Origin of the sequence: Nitrosospira sp. Nsp13, assembly GCF_900101945.1 — a bacterium.
GTDB classification, from domain to species: domain Bacteria; phylum Pseudomonadota; class Gammaproteobacteria; order Burkholderiales; family Nitrosomonadaceae; genus Nitrosospira; species Nitrosospira multiformis_D.
Genome location: NZ_FMVD01000004.1, coordinates 77,715 through 93,795 on the forward strand (window position 1 = coordinate 77,715; position 16,081 = coordinate 93,795).

Below are 16,081 nucleotides of genomic sequence, written 5' to 3' on the forward strand. Positions count from 1 at the left end.
TCTTTCGTCAAACCCAATATGCGGTTTTTGTCATGACTTTTGATCCCAGCTTCATCGCCAGCTTCACGGGCATGGGTAATTCCACGCCGCCATGGGACATGGCGGCTGTAGCATGCCCGGCTTCATCCACCTGCATCTGTGCGACGATAGCACGGCTTTTCTCGTCGTGATGCGGCAAGCGCTTCAAATGCCCTGCCAGATGGACTTCTACCTGGCGTTCGGTCTCCGCGAGAAAACCCAGATTCCATTTGTCACCCAGCATGCCCGCAAATGCGCCAATGGCGAATGATCCGCTGTACCACAGGGGATTCAGGAGACTCTTGCGCCCATTCAGTTCTGCGATGCGCCGCTCGGTCCAGGCAAGATGCTCGACTTCCTCACGCGCTGATTGCTTCAGAGTGTGCTGCACCTCCGCGTTACGCGCGGTAAGCGCCTGTCCCTGATATAGCGCTTGTGCGCAAATTTCACCGACATGGTTGACGCGCATCAGTGCGGTGGATTCACTTTTCTCTGAATCGCTCAGCCCCACCTCCGGTAACTCAGTCCCTGGAACCGGACGCAATGTTTGCGCAGGCGTCAACAATGTGCGCAGTGCATGATCGAAACCGATGATGAATTTATCCAGATTCGGCATAATTTCCCAGTAAACGTAGATTATGTTGGCATACCCATCTGCCGTGCCAGCAGTGTTACCGGATGCAGCACCTCGATCTGCGAGCCTGCCTCACGCAACGCGCTGGCAATGTGCATGGCGCAACCCACATTGGATGTGGCAAGGTAACGCGCGCCGCTTGCATCCAGCATGGTTATTTTATCACGCAGCAACACCTGCGCCATCTCTGCCTGATCCAGAAAATAGGTTCCCGCCGCACCGCAGCACTGATCGTTTCCCGCCAGTGGAGTAATCTGCGCGTCCGGAATGCGCGCCAGCAACGCATAGGGATGTGCCGAACCGCGCAAGACATTGCGCAGACTGCATGGCTCATGCACCGCGATTTTATGCGGCAATGGCTGGGGCTTTATGTTGCCCCATCCCTCCGCTTTTGCCAGAAATGCACTGATATCCATGATTTTAGCGGAAAATTTCCCGGCTTCCTCTTCCGCATGCAATGATTGAAGAATCGACTGTTGCGGCGTCTCTGATGGATTATGAGAAGGGTATTCCGTCAATTGCACGCCGCAACCCGACGCAGTGCTGATGATTGCGCGCAAATTCAGTCCCAGTCCCTCAAAAGCCCTCATATTCTGTCGCGCCAGTTGCGTTGCCGCTTGCCTGTCCCCGCCATGTTGATGCAAGGCACCGCAACATGTCTGCGTGGAGGGGACATGGACTGTGTAGCCCAAATGGTTAAGCACGAATATTGTCGAATTGAGCGTTGCAACATCCGTCAACCGCGCGACACAGCCGAGAAACAGCCCGACTTCGCCGCGCGGATTCCCGATTGCGGGATAAACGGCTTGCCATGTATTGGCCACGCCGCCTCTACCGGATAAGGAGCAAGGTGTGCCGACGGGCGGCAATTGCCCCTCCAACACGGCGAGCCTTGTTTTTCCAAGCACGCCGGATCTTCGAACGATCTTTTGCAAACCTGATCTTTCATAAAAACGCAGGAGCGGGCGCAATGCGTCCAGACGGCTGGATTTGGCGAGTATTTCATTCTCCACCCATCGCCGAAACCGGGATTTTCGCGTCGCCGTTTTCTCGCTTGGAAGATCGGGGGATGATGACGAAATCATGGCGCGGGTTCCGTCCACCAGTTTCCCGTAGCTGACGTGGTTCGGGCACACCGCCTCGCAAGCGCGGCAGGTAAGGCAGCGGTCTATGTGCAAAACAAAGCGCGCATTCATCGGAATGCGATTGCTGGCGACACCGCTCATCAGGGCAATGCGTCCGCGGGGCGAGTCAGCTTCAGACTGTGTGATACGGTACGTCGGACAATGCGGCAGACAAAGCCCGCATGCGACGCAGCGATTAGCTTCAGCGATGAGTGTATCGGCAGAAAAATCAGGTGGAAGATCAGAAGGCTTGATGATCATCTCCGCTGAACAGAACGATCGTAGACCCACTTTTGTTAGAACCGCAGCACATTCGAAGAGTCTACCCCCTAACACCTGCAAAGACAAAGGGACTCTTCACCGGCATCGCGGAATCAAGGTACAGAATAGATCCGATATCATCATCGGACAACTTATGGGCATGCAATATCGATCATTTGAATCACTTATTGAACCAAGGAACGATATGTGACAGCAGAATCGCGCTACAATTCCCCGACCGTTCTTCTCTCCGCACCTTCAATCTTGGAAGCCTTTTTTACCTCCACCCTGCTGGTTGCTCTTGCCGAAATCGGCGACAAGACCCAGCTTCTTTCATTTGTTCTGGCTGCCAAACTACGGCGACCTTATCCCATCATGGCGGGTATTTTCGTTGCCACTTTGCTTAATCACGCGTTGGCGGCTTCCATCGGCGCCTGGCTGGCAAGCCTGATCTCTCCGCAATCGCTCAACTGGATCGTCGGACTGTCGTTCATCGGTTTCGGTTTGTGGGCGCTGAAGCCCGACACGCTCGATGAAAATCCGCGCATTTTCAGTGCCGGTGTGTTCGTTACCACGCTGGTCGCTTTCTTCGTGGCGGAAATGGGAGACAAGACACAGTTTGCGACGGTGGCACTGGCAGCGCGCTATGATGCGCTGACGGCGGTCGTACTGGGAACCACACTCGGCATGATGCTCGCCAACGCGCCCGCTGTCTGGATCGGCGAGGCGCTTGCTGACCGTATCAACATGAAGTGGGTACGATGGTTCGCGGCGGCCTCATTCTTGCTGATGGGCATCTGGTCGCTGTCTGGCGGCGCGGGACCTTATTGATAGTGCCAAATCATGAGCCGCGAACATTGATAGCGGAGCTTATTTCAGTTAGCGGATCCCGTGGATATAACGTTCGAGCTGGTCGATGATGAATTCCTGCCCCGAAATCGCGTCCTTGACCAGATCGCCGATGGAAACAATGCCGACCACTTCGTTGTTTTCGAGTACCGGCAAGTGGCGTACCCGCATCTCCGTGACCAATGCCATGCAATCCTCGGCCGTATAGTCGGGGTTTACGTACGCCACCTGTGCAGTCATCAGTTCCTTTACCCGAATGTCCTTCGCGGATTTATCCAGCAGATATGCCTTACGCGAATAATCTCTTTCAGTAAAAATACCGGCTAATTTTCGATTCTCCAGCACCAGCAATGCACCAATGTTCTTGGCAGCCATCAATTGCATCGCGTCGTACACCGATTTATCCGGCTCGATGCTCGCAACCTCGTATCCCTTGCCTTGCAGTAATTGCCTTACAGTCGCCATGCGCCATTCCCCACGCTTCAGTTTAAAGTATCCTAAAATCGGCTGATCAAGCTCATTCAATCATAACACGGCAAAGATAAGACTTGGGCACTTGTCCCCTTGGGCGTACCCAGGAAAGCATTATTCACATCGCAATGGCACCTGCTATATTTTTACAATAGGCGGCTTTTATCGCCCCGGGTAAATCCGAAAAGTGGTTGAGAAATATTCTTGCCGAAAGCAATGGCCTTGAAAAGTTCACCCATTTCAGCGGGACTCACCAGCTTTTGTAGCTGATTTGCCGCCGGCAAATACTCTTTTACGTTCTCCGCCGGCATTCGCGCCAGAATTTCGGTTACCCCGCAGTTGATAAGGAAATATGCCTGAGTGGTATAACCCAGCAGATCCAATCCGGCGTTCGTACCCGCTTCGGCAATGGCGCTGAAGTCCACATGACTGGTAATGTCCTGCGAGCCCGGCAGATAAAATGGATTGTCATGCGCGTGGTGACGATAATGGCACATCAGTGTTCCATGGCTGCGCTGGGGATGGTAGTACTCGCCGCGCCCGAAACCGTAGTCGATCAGCACTATGGCTCCCCGCTCCAAAATATTCGCGAGGCTGGCCATAAACCCCCGTGTGGCTAAACTGATTTCGCTGACGTATTCATCCACATCGTCGCCGATATTGCCGTTGCCGGATGCAATCCTGGGAGTCAATTCGCGCGCAGCCTCGAAAAGCTCTCCTTCCCCGAGCGGGCGTTCGCTCCACCTGAATTCATCGCCACTCGGTACACTCGACGTCACACCGCGCTCGAATAGACCGGCATTGCGCCACGCCACCAGATGTACCGGCATTGCATCAAGGACCTCATTGGCCAGTATCAGCCCATTAAACTTGGCAGGCAAACGTTTCAGCCATACAACCCGCAACAAGAGATGTGGCGCGTATCGTTCAAATAATTGACGTTGCCGCTGTTGCAGCTCCGCACTGACCTCAAGAATAAAATACAGCCTTGGCAAGCGACCAAGTCTTTCCAGCTCGAGCAGCAAATCGAGCGCGAGCTTGCCGGTACCTGCTCCGAATTCCAGAATATCGCCACCGCCATCCGCGAGTTCCAGCACTTGCACTGCCTGTCGTGCCACCGCCCGGCCGAACAGCGGTGAGATTTCCGGCGCGGTAACAAAATCCCCTTCCTGGCCGAACTTAGCTGCGCCGCCGCTGTAGTAACCCAATCCCGGCGCGTATAACGCCAACTTCATATAATGTGCAAACGAAATCCAGCCCCCAGCGACAGTAAGCTCAGCATCAATGAGTTCCTTTACGGCGCGGCTATGCTGAAGGGCTGCTTCGCTCGGAACAGGTAGTGGCGGTAGTGGCTGCATTGGCGCTGTGTTAAATTAATGATTGTTGCGCAAGTGTACAGGGACAAGTGTAGGGGAGATACCGATGCAAGGAAAAGTGATACTCATCACCGGCGGAGCTAAGCGGGTAGGTGCCGCGACCTGCCGCAGGCTGCACGCGCGGGGCGCTGATCTGCTCGTGCATTATCGGACATCAGCGGGAGAAGCACAGGCATTGCAGGCTGAACTGAATCAAATCCGTCCCGGCTCGGTGGCACTGGCGCAAGCCGATCTGCTCGATATCGCGCGGCTACCCGGCCTCATTGACGAAACCGTGACTCATTTTGGAAAACTCGATGCCCTGGTCAATAATGCCTCCAGTTTTTTCCCCACACCGCTGGGAGAAATCACGGAAAAGATGTGGGACGACCTCATCGGCAGCAACCTGAAGGCCCCTCTGTTCCTGTCTCAGGCAGCAGCGCCAGAACTCAGAAAACAGCATGGCTGCATCGTCAATATCGTCGATATCCACGCAGAGTGGCCGCTGAAAAGATACGTGGTATACAACGCCGCCAAAGGCGGCCTAGCGGCGCTTACCCGATCACTGGCCCAGGAGCTGGGGCCGGAAATCCGCGTAAACGGCATCTCACCCGGTCCCATTCTGTGGCCGGAAAATGGCGAATGGAAGGAGGAAGCAGCACGCGAGCATATTATCGAGAGGACGCTCCTGAAACGCACAGGCGAACCCGATGACATCGCCAGAACGGTGGCTTTCCTGATTGCCGATGCACCGTATATCACCGGTCAGATCATCGCGGTGGATGGTGGACGCAGCGTGAATTTATAGTCAGAACCGTGAATGCTAAAATGAAAATAAAATAGGGTGAGGTTGGGGTAACGAAAGAATGTCAATGTTTACCCTGGCCTACACTTCATTCCATCAACTTTTTCTTCAGTATCTCATTCACCTGTGCCGGATTGGCCTTGCCTTTGGCGGCCTTCATTATCTGGCCAACCAAGGCATTAAAGGCTTTCTCCTTGCCGGCTTTGAATTCTTCGACGGATTTCGTATTCGCGGCGATCACTTCGCCGACCAATTTTTCCAGTTCGCCTGAGTCGGAGATCTGCTTCAAGCCCTGCGATTCGATGATCTGGTCGGCGAGATTCGTACCCAACCCCGGATCGCGGCGCTTCCAGGTCACCGGTTGCGCGCTCACCTTGACCCACATCTGTTTGAATACCTCCTTCGCAATCTTACCGGAGATAGTGCCATCCTTGATACGCGCCAGAAGCTGTGCAAGTTGCTCCGGAGATAGCGGGCAACTATCAAAAAATTTTCCTTCGTCATTCAGATAGGCGGAGATATCGCCCATTACCCAGTTTGCGCAAAGCTTAGGGTCGGAAGGGAGCTTTTCGATAACCGCTTGGTAGTACTCCGCAATTTCTCGATCACCGGTCAGAGTCGCCGCGTCATAGATGGAAAGTCCATAGTCACGCTCAAGGCGGGCTCGCATTTGCTGCGGCAATTCGGGTAACTCACGCCGCACTTCCGCAATCCAGTCTTCCCCGATCTCCAGTGGCAACAAATCCGGATCAGGGAAGTAACGGTAATCCTGCGCGTCTTCCTTGCTGCGCATGGCACGGGTTTCATCCTTATCCGAATCGTAGAGCCGGGTTTGCTGTTGTATAGTTCCGCCATCTTCAAGGATTTCGACTTGACGTCTGGCCTCGTAATCAATCGCTTTCTCAAGAAACCGGAACGAGTTGAGGTTTTTTATCTCGCAGCGGGTGCCGAGTTTGTCCGATCCCTGGGGACGAACGGATACATTGGCATCGCACCGGAACGACCCTTCCTGCATGTTGCCGTCGCAGATGCCGATCCAGCGCACCAGCGAATGCAGTGTTTTGGCATACACCACCGCTTCCGCGCTGCTGCGCATATCCGGCTCGGAAACGATCTCCAGCAGGGGTGTACCGGCACGGTTCAGATCGATGCCGGTCATGCCATGAAAATCCTCATGGAGTGACTTGCCCGCATCCTCTTCCAGATGCGCACGGGTGAGACGAATGACTCTTTCAACCTCGCCAGATTGAATCGTGACACTGCCGCCTTCAACCACCGGCAGTTCATACTGGCTGATCTGGTAGCCTTTGGGCAAATCGGGATAGAAATAATTCTTCCGGGCAAAAATTGAGGGTGAATTGATTTTGCCACCCACCGCCAGGCCCAGTTTGATCGCCCGCTCCACCGCGCCGCGATTCAATACCGGCAGCACACCCGGCAACGCGAGATCGACCGCGCAAGCCTCGGTGTTGGGCGCCGCGCCAAATTCAGTCGAGGCGCCGGAGAATATTTTTGATTGGGTCGAGAGCTGGGTATGCACTTCAAGACCGACAACGATTTCCCATTGCATTGCGAGTATCCTTTTCTTATCCAACAACTCTAACCCCGACACCCGGAGAAAACTGGAACAATCATCGGATTATTCGCGGGGTCTGGGGTGACAGATCAAGCCTATAGCGGAATGGGCATCCGAATATGCCAGTCGGTTGCCCGCTGGTATTGATGAGCCACATTCAGCATTTGCGCTTCCGCAAAATAATTACCGATAATATGCAATCCCACCGGCCTGTTTTTGTTGCCAAAACCCGCAGGAATGGACATGGCCGGCAACCCGGCGAGGTTAACCGCGATGGTGTAGGCATCGGACAAATACATTTGTACCGGATCGCTGCTTTTCTCTCCCAGATTGAACGCGACCGTGGGTGAAGTCGGCCCCATGATAATGTCGCATTGTTTGAATGCCTCGATAAAATCCTGTGCGATCAGACGGCGCAGTTTCTGTGCCTGAATGTAGTATGCGTCGTAATACCCGTGCGATAGCACGTAAGTGCCAATCAGAATGCGGCGCTTCACTTCCGCGCCGAAACCCTGGGCGCGGCTTTTACGGTACATGTCGTCGAGGTCGATATATTCCGGAGCGCGGTAACCGTAACGCACGCCGTCGAAACGAGAGAGGTTACTCGACGCCTCCGCCGGGGCCAATACGTAATAAACTGGCACTGAAAGTTTCGTGGCGGGCAGCGACACTTCCACCGTTTTGGCACCCAGTTTGCGGTATTCCGCGATAGCCGCTTCCACAGCACGCGCCACGTCATCGTTTATTTCCTTGACGAAGTATTCCTTCGGCAGACCGATACGCAGGCCCTCCAGCGGCTTTTCCAGATCGCGCGCGTAGTCTTCGGGTTCACGCTGTAGGCTGGTTGAATCACGCGCATCGAATCCTGCCATGACGTTCAGCATCAATGCCAGATCTTCCGCTGATTTCGCCATTGGCCCACCCTGGTCGAGGCTGGAAGCAAACGCGATCATGCCGTAGCGCGATACTAGTCCGTAAGTGGGCTTGATGCCTGAAATTCCGCATAGCGCTGCCGGCTGACGGATCGAGCCGCCCGTATCGGTACCGGTCGCGGCGGGAGCCATGCGCGCGGAGACCGCACAGGCGGAACCCCCCGAACTGCCACCCGGTACAGCCGTAATGTCCCATGGATTTTTTACCGGCCCATAAAAGGAAGTTTCGTTGCTCGACCCCATGGCGAACTCATCCATATTGGTTTTGCCGATATTTACCGCCCCGGCCGCATTGAAACGCTCGATCACATGAGCATCGTAAGGCGAAATAAAGTTCGACAGCATCTTCGATCCACAGGTGGTCACCCATCCCTTGGTACAGAAAATATCCTTCTGGGCGATAGGAATGCCGGTCAATGGGTGCGCCTGACCGGCCGCGATCATGGCATCGGCGGCTCGTGCCTGGGCAAGGCTTGTCTCTTCATCGATCGTAATGAAAGCGTTGTAGTCCGGATTCAGTGACTTCGAGCGCCCAAGAAACTCGGCGGTCAGTTCAGCGCTGGAAATTTTTTTTGCCGCAAGCAAGGCGGAAAGTTGCGTAAGACCGAAGTTCAACATGGTATTTTTGGAACGAAGCAGATCATGGAAAGATGACAGGAGGGTTCCGGGGTATGCTAAAAGGGCCTCCGAATAAATCCTCCGTGAAGCGCGGTCGCTGGCAATCCCGGAGACTTGTTCAGAATCACTCGATGACTTTCGGCACCAGGTAAAGCCCTGCCTCGACCTTGGGCGCTATTGATTGAAACAATTCACGCTGATCGATCTCAGTCACCACATCCGCGCGGAGGCGCTGCATAACATCCTGAGCGTGAGACACAGGTTTTATCGCAGACGTATTCACTGCCTGCATTTCCTGGATCAGACCGAAGATATCCGATAATTGCGCCAGCGCAGTACGTGCCTCATCCTCACTCACCTCAATGCGGGCCAAGTTTGCGACGCGTTTTACATCATCCAGAGACAGTGACATTACCGCCAAAACCCTTATATTCAAATAGCTAATAGAGTATCATAGCCGACCTGACCGACGCATTCTTTTCGCGCGCTTTTTATCACTGTCATCTCCAACGGATTTCGTTTACATGCTTAATTTTATAAACAACAACATACTGAAGGGCTATTTTTCTACTGACATGGCGATTGATCTGGGTACCGCCAATACCCTGATTTACGTTCGTGGTCAGGGCATCGTGCTCAACGAGCCCTCGGTGGTAGCAATACGTCAGGATGGCGGTCCCAACGGCAAGAAAATAATTCAGCAGGTAGGACTGGCGGCCAAGCAGATGCTGGGACGCACACCCGGCAATATCACTGCGATCCGCCCCATGAAGGATGGCGTAATTGCCGATTTCACCGTTACCGAACAGATGCTGAAGCACTTTATCAAGAAGGTAAACCCGCCTCGACTGTTTTCCGCCAATCCACGCATTGTCATTTGCGTTCCTTTCGGCTCCACCCAAGTGGAGCGCCGCGCCATCCGCGAAGCGGCTTATGGTGCCGGTGCGCGCAAGGTGGAATTGATCGAAGAACCGATGGCTGCCGCTATCGGTGCCAACTTGCCGGTCGAGGAGGCCACCGGCTCGATGGTGGTCGATATTGGCGGCGGCACTACGGAAGTGGGTGTGATATCACTCGGCGGCATCGTTTATTCGAACTCGGTACGCGTTGGAGGCGACAAGTTCGACGAGGCTATTATCAATTACATTCGCCGCAACTATGGCATGCTGATCGGTGAAGTCACCGCCGAATTGATCAAAAAAGAGATTGGCTCCGCCTTCCCAGGATCGGAAGTACGTGAAATGGAGGTCAAGGGACGCAATCTTGCGGAAGGGATTCCACGCAGCTTTGCCATTTCCAGCAACGAAATCCTTGAAGCACTGACTGATCCCCTGAATAGTATCGTCAGTGCAGTCAAATCCGCGCTGGAACACACGCTGCCCGAACTCGGAGCGGACATCGCCGAAAAAGGCATGGTACTAACCGGCGGTGGCGCATTGCTGCGTGATATCGATCGCCTGCTGATGGAAGAAACCGGCTTGTCGGTAATCATTGCGGAAGACCCGCTTACCTGCGTCGTGCGCGGATCGGGTGTCGCGCTGGAGAATATGGACCATTTGGTCGGTATATTTGCCAGTGATTAAATGGGTTGGCGCATCCCCCTCAACCCCTGGCAGAATGCACTCTGTATTTGGGAACCCCCGAAACTGAGACGTAATGGAAACGGCCCCGCAGTTTTTCAGGCAAGGCCCCAGTTTGCTGGCTCGACTGGGGTTTTTTGTATTGCTGTCCTTGCTGCTGATGGCAGCTGATACCCGGTTTAAATATCTCTCCGAAATTCGCCAGGCGTTCAGCGTAGTGATTTATCCATTACAAAAACTGGCCAATGTACCCGCAACAATCTATGACACGGGCACGGAATTTTTCGTCAGTCAGCATCTGACAGACGAAAACGAATATCTCAAGCAGCGGTACCTTGCCGACCGTGGACAACTCCAGCAACTACAGGCACTGGAGGCCGAGAACACACAGCTGCGTAAACTGCTGGAAGCCGCACAACGTATGGAAAGTAAAGCTGTCATGGCTGAAATTCTGCACGTCCCGCGCGATCCATTCAACCGCAAGGTCATACTTGATAAAGGCAGTCAGAGCGGTATTCAGCCAGGCCAGGTAGTGGTGGACGATGCAGGCGTGGTGGGACAGATTACTCGCAACTCTCCATGGTTGTCCGAAGTCACGCTCATTACCGATAAGGATCACTCAGTCCCGGTGCAGATCGTCCGTAACGGCTTACGCTCGGTGGTATCCGGCACAGGCAAGGATGGAACGCTGGAACTGCGTTATGTAGCGGTCAACACCGATATCGAAGAGGGCGATATGCTGGTGACTTCCGGTATAGATGGTGTTTATCCGCCCGGTCTTCCCGTGGCGGTAGTATCAAAAATCGAGCGCAATCCGACTTATATCTTTGCACGTGTTATCTGCACACCCGCCGCTGGAGTGGGCCGTCACCGGCAACTACTGATATTGTCTGCGATGACACCCGCTATGGAAAATCCGGTGGACGTATTCGAAACCAAGCCCAAACTCGAGGGCAAGAAGAGGGAAAAAGTTGGCATTCGCTGACCATCCCAGGCAGGAAATTCTGCGGCCTGTCAAAGGCTCATTCATCTTCCTCAGCTTGATAGCAGCGCTGCTGCTGAATCTGTTACCGCTCAAGGATGCACTACTGACGCTATGGCCTGATTTTACCGCACTGACGATACTTTACTGGTGTATCAATCAACCGCAGCGGGTTGGCATGAGTACCGCTTTTGGCATGGGCCTGTTAATGGATATCGGCAATGCCGGGACACTCGGCCAGCATGCCCTGGCATACAGCATCATGGCTTTTGCCGCGTTGCTATTCCAGCGGCGCTTGTATAATTTTGGTCTGCTGAAGCAGGCCCCCCAGATGGGCCTGATATTGCTCATGGGGCAATCTGTCATGCTTCTGACCTGGCTACTGGATGGGGCGGATTTTCCCGGTTGGAATTTTTTTCTTGCCAGCGCTACCGGCACCGCATTGTGGCCGCTGCTCTCCTCGTTATTGAGAATACCCCAGAGGCCCAAGTCTGATTCCAATATGTTATGAAGCGAACGGTAGAGCTTCGTAATCACCCCCGTGAACTGCATCATTTCCGGGTACGGCTTGCCATTGGCGCCGTGTTCGTGCTGCTGCTGTTCCTTCTGCTATTTTCCCGATTCTTTTACTTGCAGGTATCGCAGCGCGACCACTATCACACTCTGGCGGAAGCCAACCGGATATCCATCGCACCTATCGTCCCTAACAGGGGGTTGATTTTCGACCGTAATGGCGAGGTATTAGCACATAACTACTCAGCCTATACGCTCGAGATCGTGCCAAGCAAGGTGACCGATCTGGAAGTTCTTATCAATGAACTATCCACCGTAATCGAGATAGCAGCGAGAGACCGCAAGCGGTTCAAGAAACTGATGGACGAAAGCAAGCGGTTTGAAAGCCTGCCCATTCGGACTCGTTTATCGGATGTGGAAGTCGCGCGCTTCGCCGCCAACCGCTATCGTTTTCCGGGAGTGGAAATTAAAGCGCGCTTGTTCCGCCAGTATCCAAAAGGGGAAATTGCGTCACATGTGGTGGGTTATATTGGCCGCATCAACGACAAAAATCTGGAGCAACTGGAGGCTAACGAAAATCTGGCTAACTATCGCGGCTCGCTGTATATGGGCAAAATCGGCATCGAACAAAGCTACGAGAAGGAACTGCACGGTATTACCGGCTTCGAGGAAATGGAAACCGACGCGGCTGGCCGGGTAATAAGGGTAATATCCCGTACCCCGCCAATCTCGGGCAATAATCTGACGTTATCGCTCGATATCAAGTTGCAGGAAGTTGCGGAAAAAGCATTTGGAAACCGGCGCGGCGCGCTGGTAGCGATTGATCCCGCCACTGGCGATGTACTGGCGTTCGTCAGCAAGCCGGGCTTCGATCCCAATCTGTTTGTCGATGGTATCGACTCCGAGAACTGGGATTTACTGAATAACTCCATCGACAGGCCGCTGAACAACCGGGCTTTGCGCGGATTGTATCCCCCAGGTTCCACGTTCAAGCCATTCATGGCGCTGGCCGGCCTGGAGCTGAAGAAACGCACACCCCAGCAAGGAATCAGTGATCCCGGATACTTCAGCCTGCCTGGCAGCACCCACCGCTTCCGTGACTGGAAGGCGGGTGGCCATGGCTATGTGGATCTGCACAAATCTCTGGTCGTGTCGTGTGACACCTATTATTACGGACTTGCCAATGACCTCGGTATAGACAACATTTTCAATTTTACCGGTCAGTTCGGGCTCGGGAAGAAAACCGGGATCGATATCGATGGCGAAGCCAGTGGACTATTGCCCTCGCAAGAATGGAAAATGAAACGATACAAGCAGAAATGGTACGCGGGTGACACTATTTCCGTAGGTATCGGCCAAGGCTACAATCTGACCACCCCCCTGCAACTGGCTTTCGCGACTGCGATCCTCGCCAGCAAGGGTACCGCCTTCCGTCCTCATCTGGTAAAGCAGGTTCACAATAACAAGAATGGAGAGGTCCGGGAAATCGTCACGCAACCTCTATACACCCTCAACCTCAATCCCGCTAATCTGACGCACGTTCAAAACGCGCTGATAGCGGTGACCCGGCCCGGTGGCACCGCGGCACTCGCCGGCGCGGATGCCGCCTATACCTTTGCGGGGAAGACGGGTACATCGCAAGTGGTCGGCATGAAACAAGGGGAGAAATATGTGGAAAGCAAGGTTCAGGAACGCCATCGCGACCATGCGCTGTTCGTTGCCTACGCGCCCACGGAAAACCCCAGAATAGCGCTGGCGGTGCTGGTGGAAAACGGCGGTCACGGCGGCGCTACCGCCGCACCAGTCGCCAGGCTGGTAATGGATTACCATCTGCTCGGCAAGTTGCCGGAAGAAGCCGCGGCAAAGACCATTCCCGAAGATGAGGAAGGCGCGCATGATTAAGCCATTGCGCTTATGGCACTACCTCACGCGCTATGTGGATGGTTTCTTGCTGAGCGGGATTCTGCTGCTGATGCTGACTGGCCTCGCCACGCTGTATAGCGCCACCGACGCGAACCTGAGTCGCGTCACTAATCAGGCGATCAACATGCTGGTGGCGCTTGGCATCATGTGGCTGATCGCGAATATTCCGTTGCAGCATATCATGCGTATCGCTCTCCCGATATACATAGCCGGTCTTTTCCTGTTGCTTGGCGTGGCGCTATTCGGTGAAATCAACAACGGTGCGCGGCGCTGGCTGAACATTGGTGTGACGCGTATCCAGCCTTCCGAATTGATGAAAATAGCGGTGCCGCTGATGATGGCGTGGTATTTTGACAAACATGAAGCCACCCTGCGGCTGAGGGATTACGCGGTCGCTACGTTGCTGCTGCTGATCCCGGTCGTGATGATCATGCGTCAACCAGATCTGGGTACCGCATTGCTGATCGCCTCCAGCGGTTTCTACGTTCTGTTCCTGACCGGGTTGTCGTGGCGCATTATGGCCGCCCTGGTGATCGCCGGCGCCGGGAGTCTGCCAATCCTTTGGTCAATGATGCACGATTACCAGCGCCGGCGTGTCATGACACTGCTCGATCCGACGCAGGATGCGCTGGGAGCCGGCTACCATACCATCCAGTCCACCATTGCCATAGGATCCGGGGGTGTCCTTGGCAAAGGCTGGCAGAACGGAACTCAGACCCATCTCGATTTTCTCCCCGAGAAAAGTACCGATTTCATCTTCGCGGTATTCTCGGAGGAATTCGGCCTGATCGGTAATTCATTGCTGTTGCTGCTATATCTATTGGTAATAGGGCGCGGCATGATTATTGCCGCCAATGCCCCGACCCAGTTTACGCGTCTTATCGCCGGCTCGATCACGCTGACTTTCTTCACGTATATTTTCGTCAATATCGGGATGGTTATCGGTATTCTGCCCGTGGTGGGCGTACCGCTGCCGCTGATCAGCTACGGCGGCACGTCAATGGTGACAATGTTACTGGGATTTGGTATTTTGATGAGCATACAGACGCATCCTAAGCTGGTGAAAACGTGAGGAATAGCGATTCGGGATCAAGAAGCGTGTCGTTCACTATTCTGGCAGTCCGCCGGATTTAAAGAATCAAAGCAAAAAAATGACGGGTCAAGAACAGATTTTGAGGATTATCGCGGTAGCCATGATCGTTTTCATTGCGGGCTGCAGCAGTGCCTTGAAACGTGATACCGTGGAAAAAACACCTTCCGCCACCTCGGCAAAACCGGGTGTTGCGGCAAGAAAGGGCGGTTATTATCTGGATGACGGCCCCGGCGACAATCCACCAGCCGACCTGGCTTCCATTCCCGACGCCATTCCGCGGGATGAACCTCTGCGCCCAGCCAACATGCGGCCTTACGTGGCACTGGGGAAATCCTACACGCCGATGACCACCCGGGAATCGTACCGGAAACGCGGGGTGGCGTCCTGGTATGGCCGCCGTTACCACGGACAGAAAACAGCATCCGGCGAAGTCTACGATATGTACACCATGACTGCCGCTCACCCCACGTTGCCGTTACCCAGCTACGCCCGCGTCACCAACATCCAGAGCGGAAAATCCGTGATCGTGCGCATCAATGACCGTGGACCGTTTCATTCTGATCGCCTGATCGATCTTTCCTATACTGCGGCTCACAAACTCGGCGTGCTGGATGGTGGTAGCGCCTGGGTGGAAGTGGAAAGCATCCTTCCCAACACGGAATCCATTGCGCGGATTACGCCAGCACCCGCTGATGCGCTGGTACCGGTCACTGTTCGGGAGAAAACATCTCCTCAACTTTCATTTGTTACAGAGAGACGAAATAGCGAAACCAAACCCGATCTACCGGGAGCAAGCCCCGTACCCGCCTATGAGGAGATATCTGCTTCCGATACCGCCCCAGGCGCTGCCACTAACGATGCAAGCGGGATCTATCTGCAATTGGGCGCATTCAGCGCTTACGATAATGCGGATAATTTCCTCGCGCACATGCGCGCAGAGCTTCCTTCCTTGACCAACATACTGGGCATCATTGCGAAAGATGGCTTGTTCAAAGTCCATGCCGGCCCTTATTCTGATCAACTGCTAGCCAGGCAGGCGGCCGATAAAATCGCCCAGGCGCTTTCCATCAAACCGATGCTGCTGGTACGATAAATTCCCATGTGCGACTCATCTGTTTCATGAGCCACCCCGAAACATAAATCTATCCGCCCTTACATTCTTCGCATCATTCAACCCGCACGTGCGCTGAGCCGCTCGAATATAGTCAACCTGGATTGGATAGGACTCACCCCGACTATAGACAACACCCCGGAACAATAAGATCGATCCGGTCTATTGGCCTGCACGACATAATCATGATGGATCCGAAGGAAGGCAGTTCTCCACATTATCGGCACCAGGAACTT

At 54.2% G+C, this 16,081-nt stretch carries 15 protein-coding genes; 8 read left to right on the top strand and 7 right to left on the bottom strand.

Annotated elements, in window-relative coordinates; all coding sequences use genetic code 11:
• Positions 1–7: 7 nt before the first annotated feature.
• Positions 8–634, bottom strand: a complete 627-nt coding sequence (gene coq7, locus BLO43_RS06560) for a 2-polyprenyl-3-methyl-6-methoxy-1,4-benzoquinone monooxygenase (RefSeq protein ID WP_074630896.1) — start codon at positions 632–634, stop codon at positions 8–10.
• Positions 635–654: 20 nt separating this feature from the next.
• The gene (locus tag BLO43_RS06565; RefSeq protein ID WP_090906386.1) at positions 655–2,037 is read right to left on the bottom strand and encodes a (Fe-S)-binding protein; all 1,383 of its coding nucleotides are present in this window, start codon (positions 2,035–2,037) and stop codon (positions 655–657) included.
• Positions 2,038–2,298: 261 nt separating this feature from the next.
• Between BLO43_RS06565 and BLO43_RS06570 the strand changes: the two genes are divergently transcribed.
• Positions 2,299–2,868 carry a TMEM165/GDT1 family protein gene (locus BLO43_RS06570; RefSeq protein ID WP_217628041.1) on the top strand — a complete coding sequence of 190 codons (570 nt, stop codon included), beginning with the start codon at positions 2,299–2,301 and terminating at the stop codon, positions 2,866–2,868.
• A 48-nt stretch (positions 2,869–2,916) separates the two neighbouring features.
• On the opposite strand, the gene BLO43_RS06575 is transcribed toward BLO43_RS06570, so the two are convergent.
• Together BLO43_RS06575 and BLO43_RS06580 are read right to left on the bottom strand one after the other, a co-directional pair.
• Positions 2,917–3,351: a CBS domain-containing protein gene (locus tag BLO43_RS06575; RefSeq protein WP_090906387.1), complete on the bottom strand. Its 435-nt coding sequence runs from the start codon at positions 3,349–3,351 to the stop codon at positions 2,917–2,919.
• 152 nt (positions 3,352–3,503) lie between these two features.
• Positions 3,504–4,715: a class I SAM-dependent methyltransferase gene (locus tag BLO43_RS06580; RefSeq protein WP_090906388.1), complete on the bottom strand. Its 1,212-nt coding sequence runs from the start codon at positions 4,713–4,715 to the stop codon at positions 3,504–3,506.
• Positions 4,716–4,779: 64 nt separating this feature from the next.
• Here BLO43_RS06580 and BLO43_RS06585 point away from each other — a divergent pair, with 64 nt between their 5' ends.
• On the top strand, positions 4,780–5,520 hold the full coding sequence (locus BLO43_RS06585; RefSeq protein ID WP_090906389.1) for a pteridine reductase: 741 nt from the start codon (positions 4,780–4,782) through the stop codon (positions 5,518–5,520).
• Positions 5,521–5,605: 85 nt separating this feature from the next.
• Here the strand turns inward: BLO43_RS06585 and gatB are convergent, their stop codons facing one another.
• The 3 genes from gatB to gatC form a co-directional block, all read right to left on the bottom strand.
• Positions 5,606–7,087, bottom strand: a complete 1,482-nt coding sequence (gene gatB / locus BLO43_RS06590; RefSeq protein WP_090906390.1) for an Asp-tRNA(Asn)/Glu-tRNA(Gln) amidotransferase subunit GatB — start codon at positions 7,085–7,087, stop codon at positions 5,606–5,608.
• Positions 7,088–7,188: 101 nt separating this feature from the next.
• Positions 7,189–8,643 carry an Asp-tRNA(Asn)/Glu-tRNA(Gln) amidotransferase subunit GatA gene (gene gatA, locus BLO43_RS06595; protein WP_090906391.1) on the bottom strand — a complete coding sequence of 485 codons (1,455 nt, stop codon included), beginning with the start codon at positions 8,641–8,643 and terminating at the stop codon, positions 7,189–7,191.
• A gap of 124 nt (positions 8,644–8,767) precedes the next feature.
• On the bottom strand, positions 8,768–9,055 hold the full coding sequence (gene gatC, locus BLO43_RS06600) for an Asp-tRNA(Asn)/Glu-tRNA(Gln) amidotransferase subunit GatC (RefSeq protein WP_090906392.1): 288 nt from the start codon (positions 9,053–9,055) through the stop codon (positions 8,768–8,770).
• A gap of 112 nt (positions 9,056–9,167) precedes the next feature.
• On the opposite strand from gatC, the gene BLO43_RS06605 reads away from it, so the two are divergent.
• The 6 genes from BLO43_RS06605 to BLO43_RS06630 all read left to right on the top strand — a co-directional run bounded on the left by BLO43_RS06605 (position 9,168) and on the right by BLO43_RS06630 (position 15,827).
• Positions 9,168–10,226 (top strand): rod shape-determining protein, encoded by a 1,059-nt coding sequence (locus BLO43_RS06605; RefSeq protein ID WP_004176601.1) that lies wholly within the window; start codon positions 9,168–9,170, stop codon positions 10,224–10,226.
• 73 nt (positions 10,227–10,299) lie between these two features.
• Positions 10,300–11,208 (top strand): rod shape-determining protein MreC, encoded by a 909-nt coding sequence (mreC, locus tag BLO43_RS06610; RefSeq protein ID WP_090906393.1) that lies wholly within the window; start codon positions 10,300–10,302, stop codon positions 11,206–11,208.
• Complete coding sequence (gene mreD / locus BLO43_RS06615) at positions 11,195–11,716, top strand: rod shape-determining protein MreD (RefSeq protein ID WP_090906394.1); 522 nt, start codon at positions 11,195–11,197, stop codon at positions 11,714–11,716. The genes mreC and mreD overlap by 14 nt, the downstream gene beginning before the upstream one ends.
• Complete coding sequence (gene mrdA, locus BLO43_RS06620; RefSeq protein ID WP_090906395.1) at positions 11,713–13,620, top strand: penicillin-binding protein 2; 1,908 nt, start codon at positions 11,713–11,715, stop codon at positions 13,618–13,620. The genes mreD and mrdA overlap by 4 nt, the downstream gene beginning before the upstream one ends.
• Positions 13,613–14,713: a rod shape-determining protein RodA gene (gene rodA / locus BLO43_RS06625; protein ID WP_074630885.1), complete on the top strand. Its 1,101-nt coding sequence runs from the start codon at positions 13,613–13,615 to the stop codon at positions 14,711–14,713. The genes mrdA and rodA overlap by 8 nt, the downstream gene beginning before the upstream one ends.
• Positions 14,714–14,792: 79 nt before the next feature.
• A complete protein-coding gene (locus tag BLO43_RS06630; RefSeq protein ID WP_090906396.1) occupies positions 14,793–15,827 on the top strand; it encodes a septal ring lytic transglycosylase RlpA family protein in 1,035 nt (344 codons plus the stop codon).
• The last annotated feature ends 254 nt before the right edge of the window (positions 15,828–16,081 follow it).

Coding starts and splice junctions, on each gene's coding strand:
- coq7 (WP_074630896.1), bottom strand. CDS start 634: ATGCCGAATCTGGATAAATTCATCATCGGTTTCGATCATGCACTGCGC.
- BLO43_RS06565 (WP_090906386.1), bottom strand. CDS start 2,037: ATGATCATCAAGCCTTCTGATCTTCCACCTGATTTTTCTGCCGATACA.
- BLO43_RS06575 (WP_090906387.1), bottom strand. CDS start 3,351: ATGGCGACTGTAAGGCAATTACTGCAAGGCAAGGGATACGAGGTTGCG.
- BLO43_RS06580 (WP_090906388.1), bottom strand. CDS start 4,715: ATGCAGCCACTACCGCCACTACCTGTTCCGAGCGAAGCAGCCCTTCAG.
- BLO43_RS06585 (WP_090906389.1), top strand. CDS start 4,780: ATGCAAGGAAAAGTGATACTCATCACCGGCGGAGCTAAGCGGGTAGGT.
- gatB (WP_090906390.1), bottom strand. CDS start 7,087: ATGCAATGGGAAATCGTTGTCGGTCTTGAAGTGCATACCCAGCTCTCG.
- gatA (WP_090906391.1), bottom strand. CDS start 8,643: ATGTTGAACTTCGGTCTTACGCAACTTTCCGCCTTGCTTGCGGCAAAA.
- gatC (WP_090906392.1), bottom strand. CDS start 9,055: ATGTCACTGTCTCTGGATGATGTAAAACGCGTCGCAAACTTGGCCCGC.
- BLO43_RS06605 (WP_004176601.1), top strand. CDS start 9,168: ATGCTTAATTTTATAAACAACAACATACTGAAGGGCTATTTTTCTACT.
- mreC (WP_090906393.1), top strand. CDS start 10,300: ATGGAAACGGCCCCGCAGTTTTTCAGGCAAGGCCCCAGTTTGCTGGCT.
- mrdA (WP_090906395.1), top strand. CDS start 11,713: ATGAAGCGAACGGTAGAGCTTCGTAATCACCCCCGTGAACTGCATCAT.
- rodA (WP_074630885.1), top strand. CDS start 13,613: ATGATTAAGCCATTGCGCTTATGGCACTACCTCACGCGCTATGTGGAT.
- BLO43_RS06630 (WP_090906396.1), top strand. CDS start 14,793: ATGACGGGTCAAGAACAGATTTTGAGGATTATCGCGGTAGCCATGATC.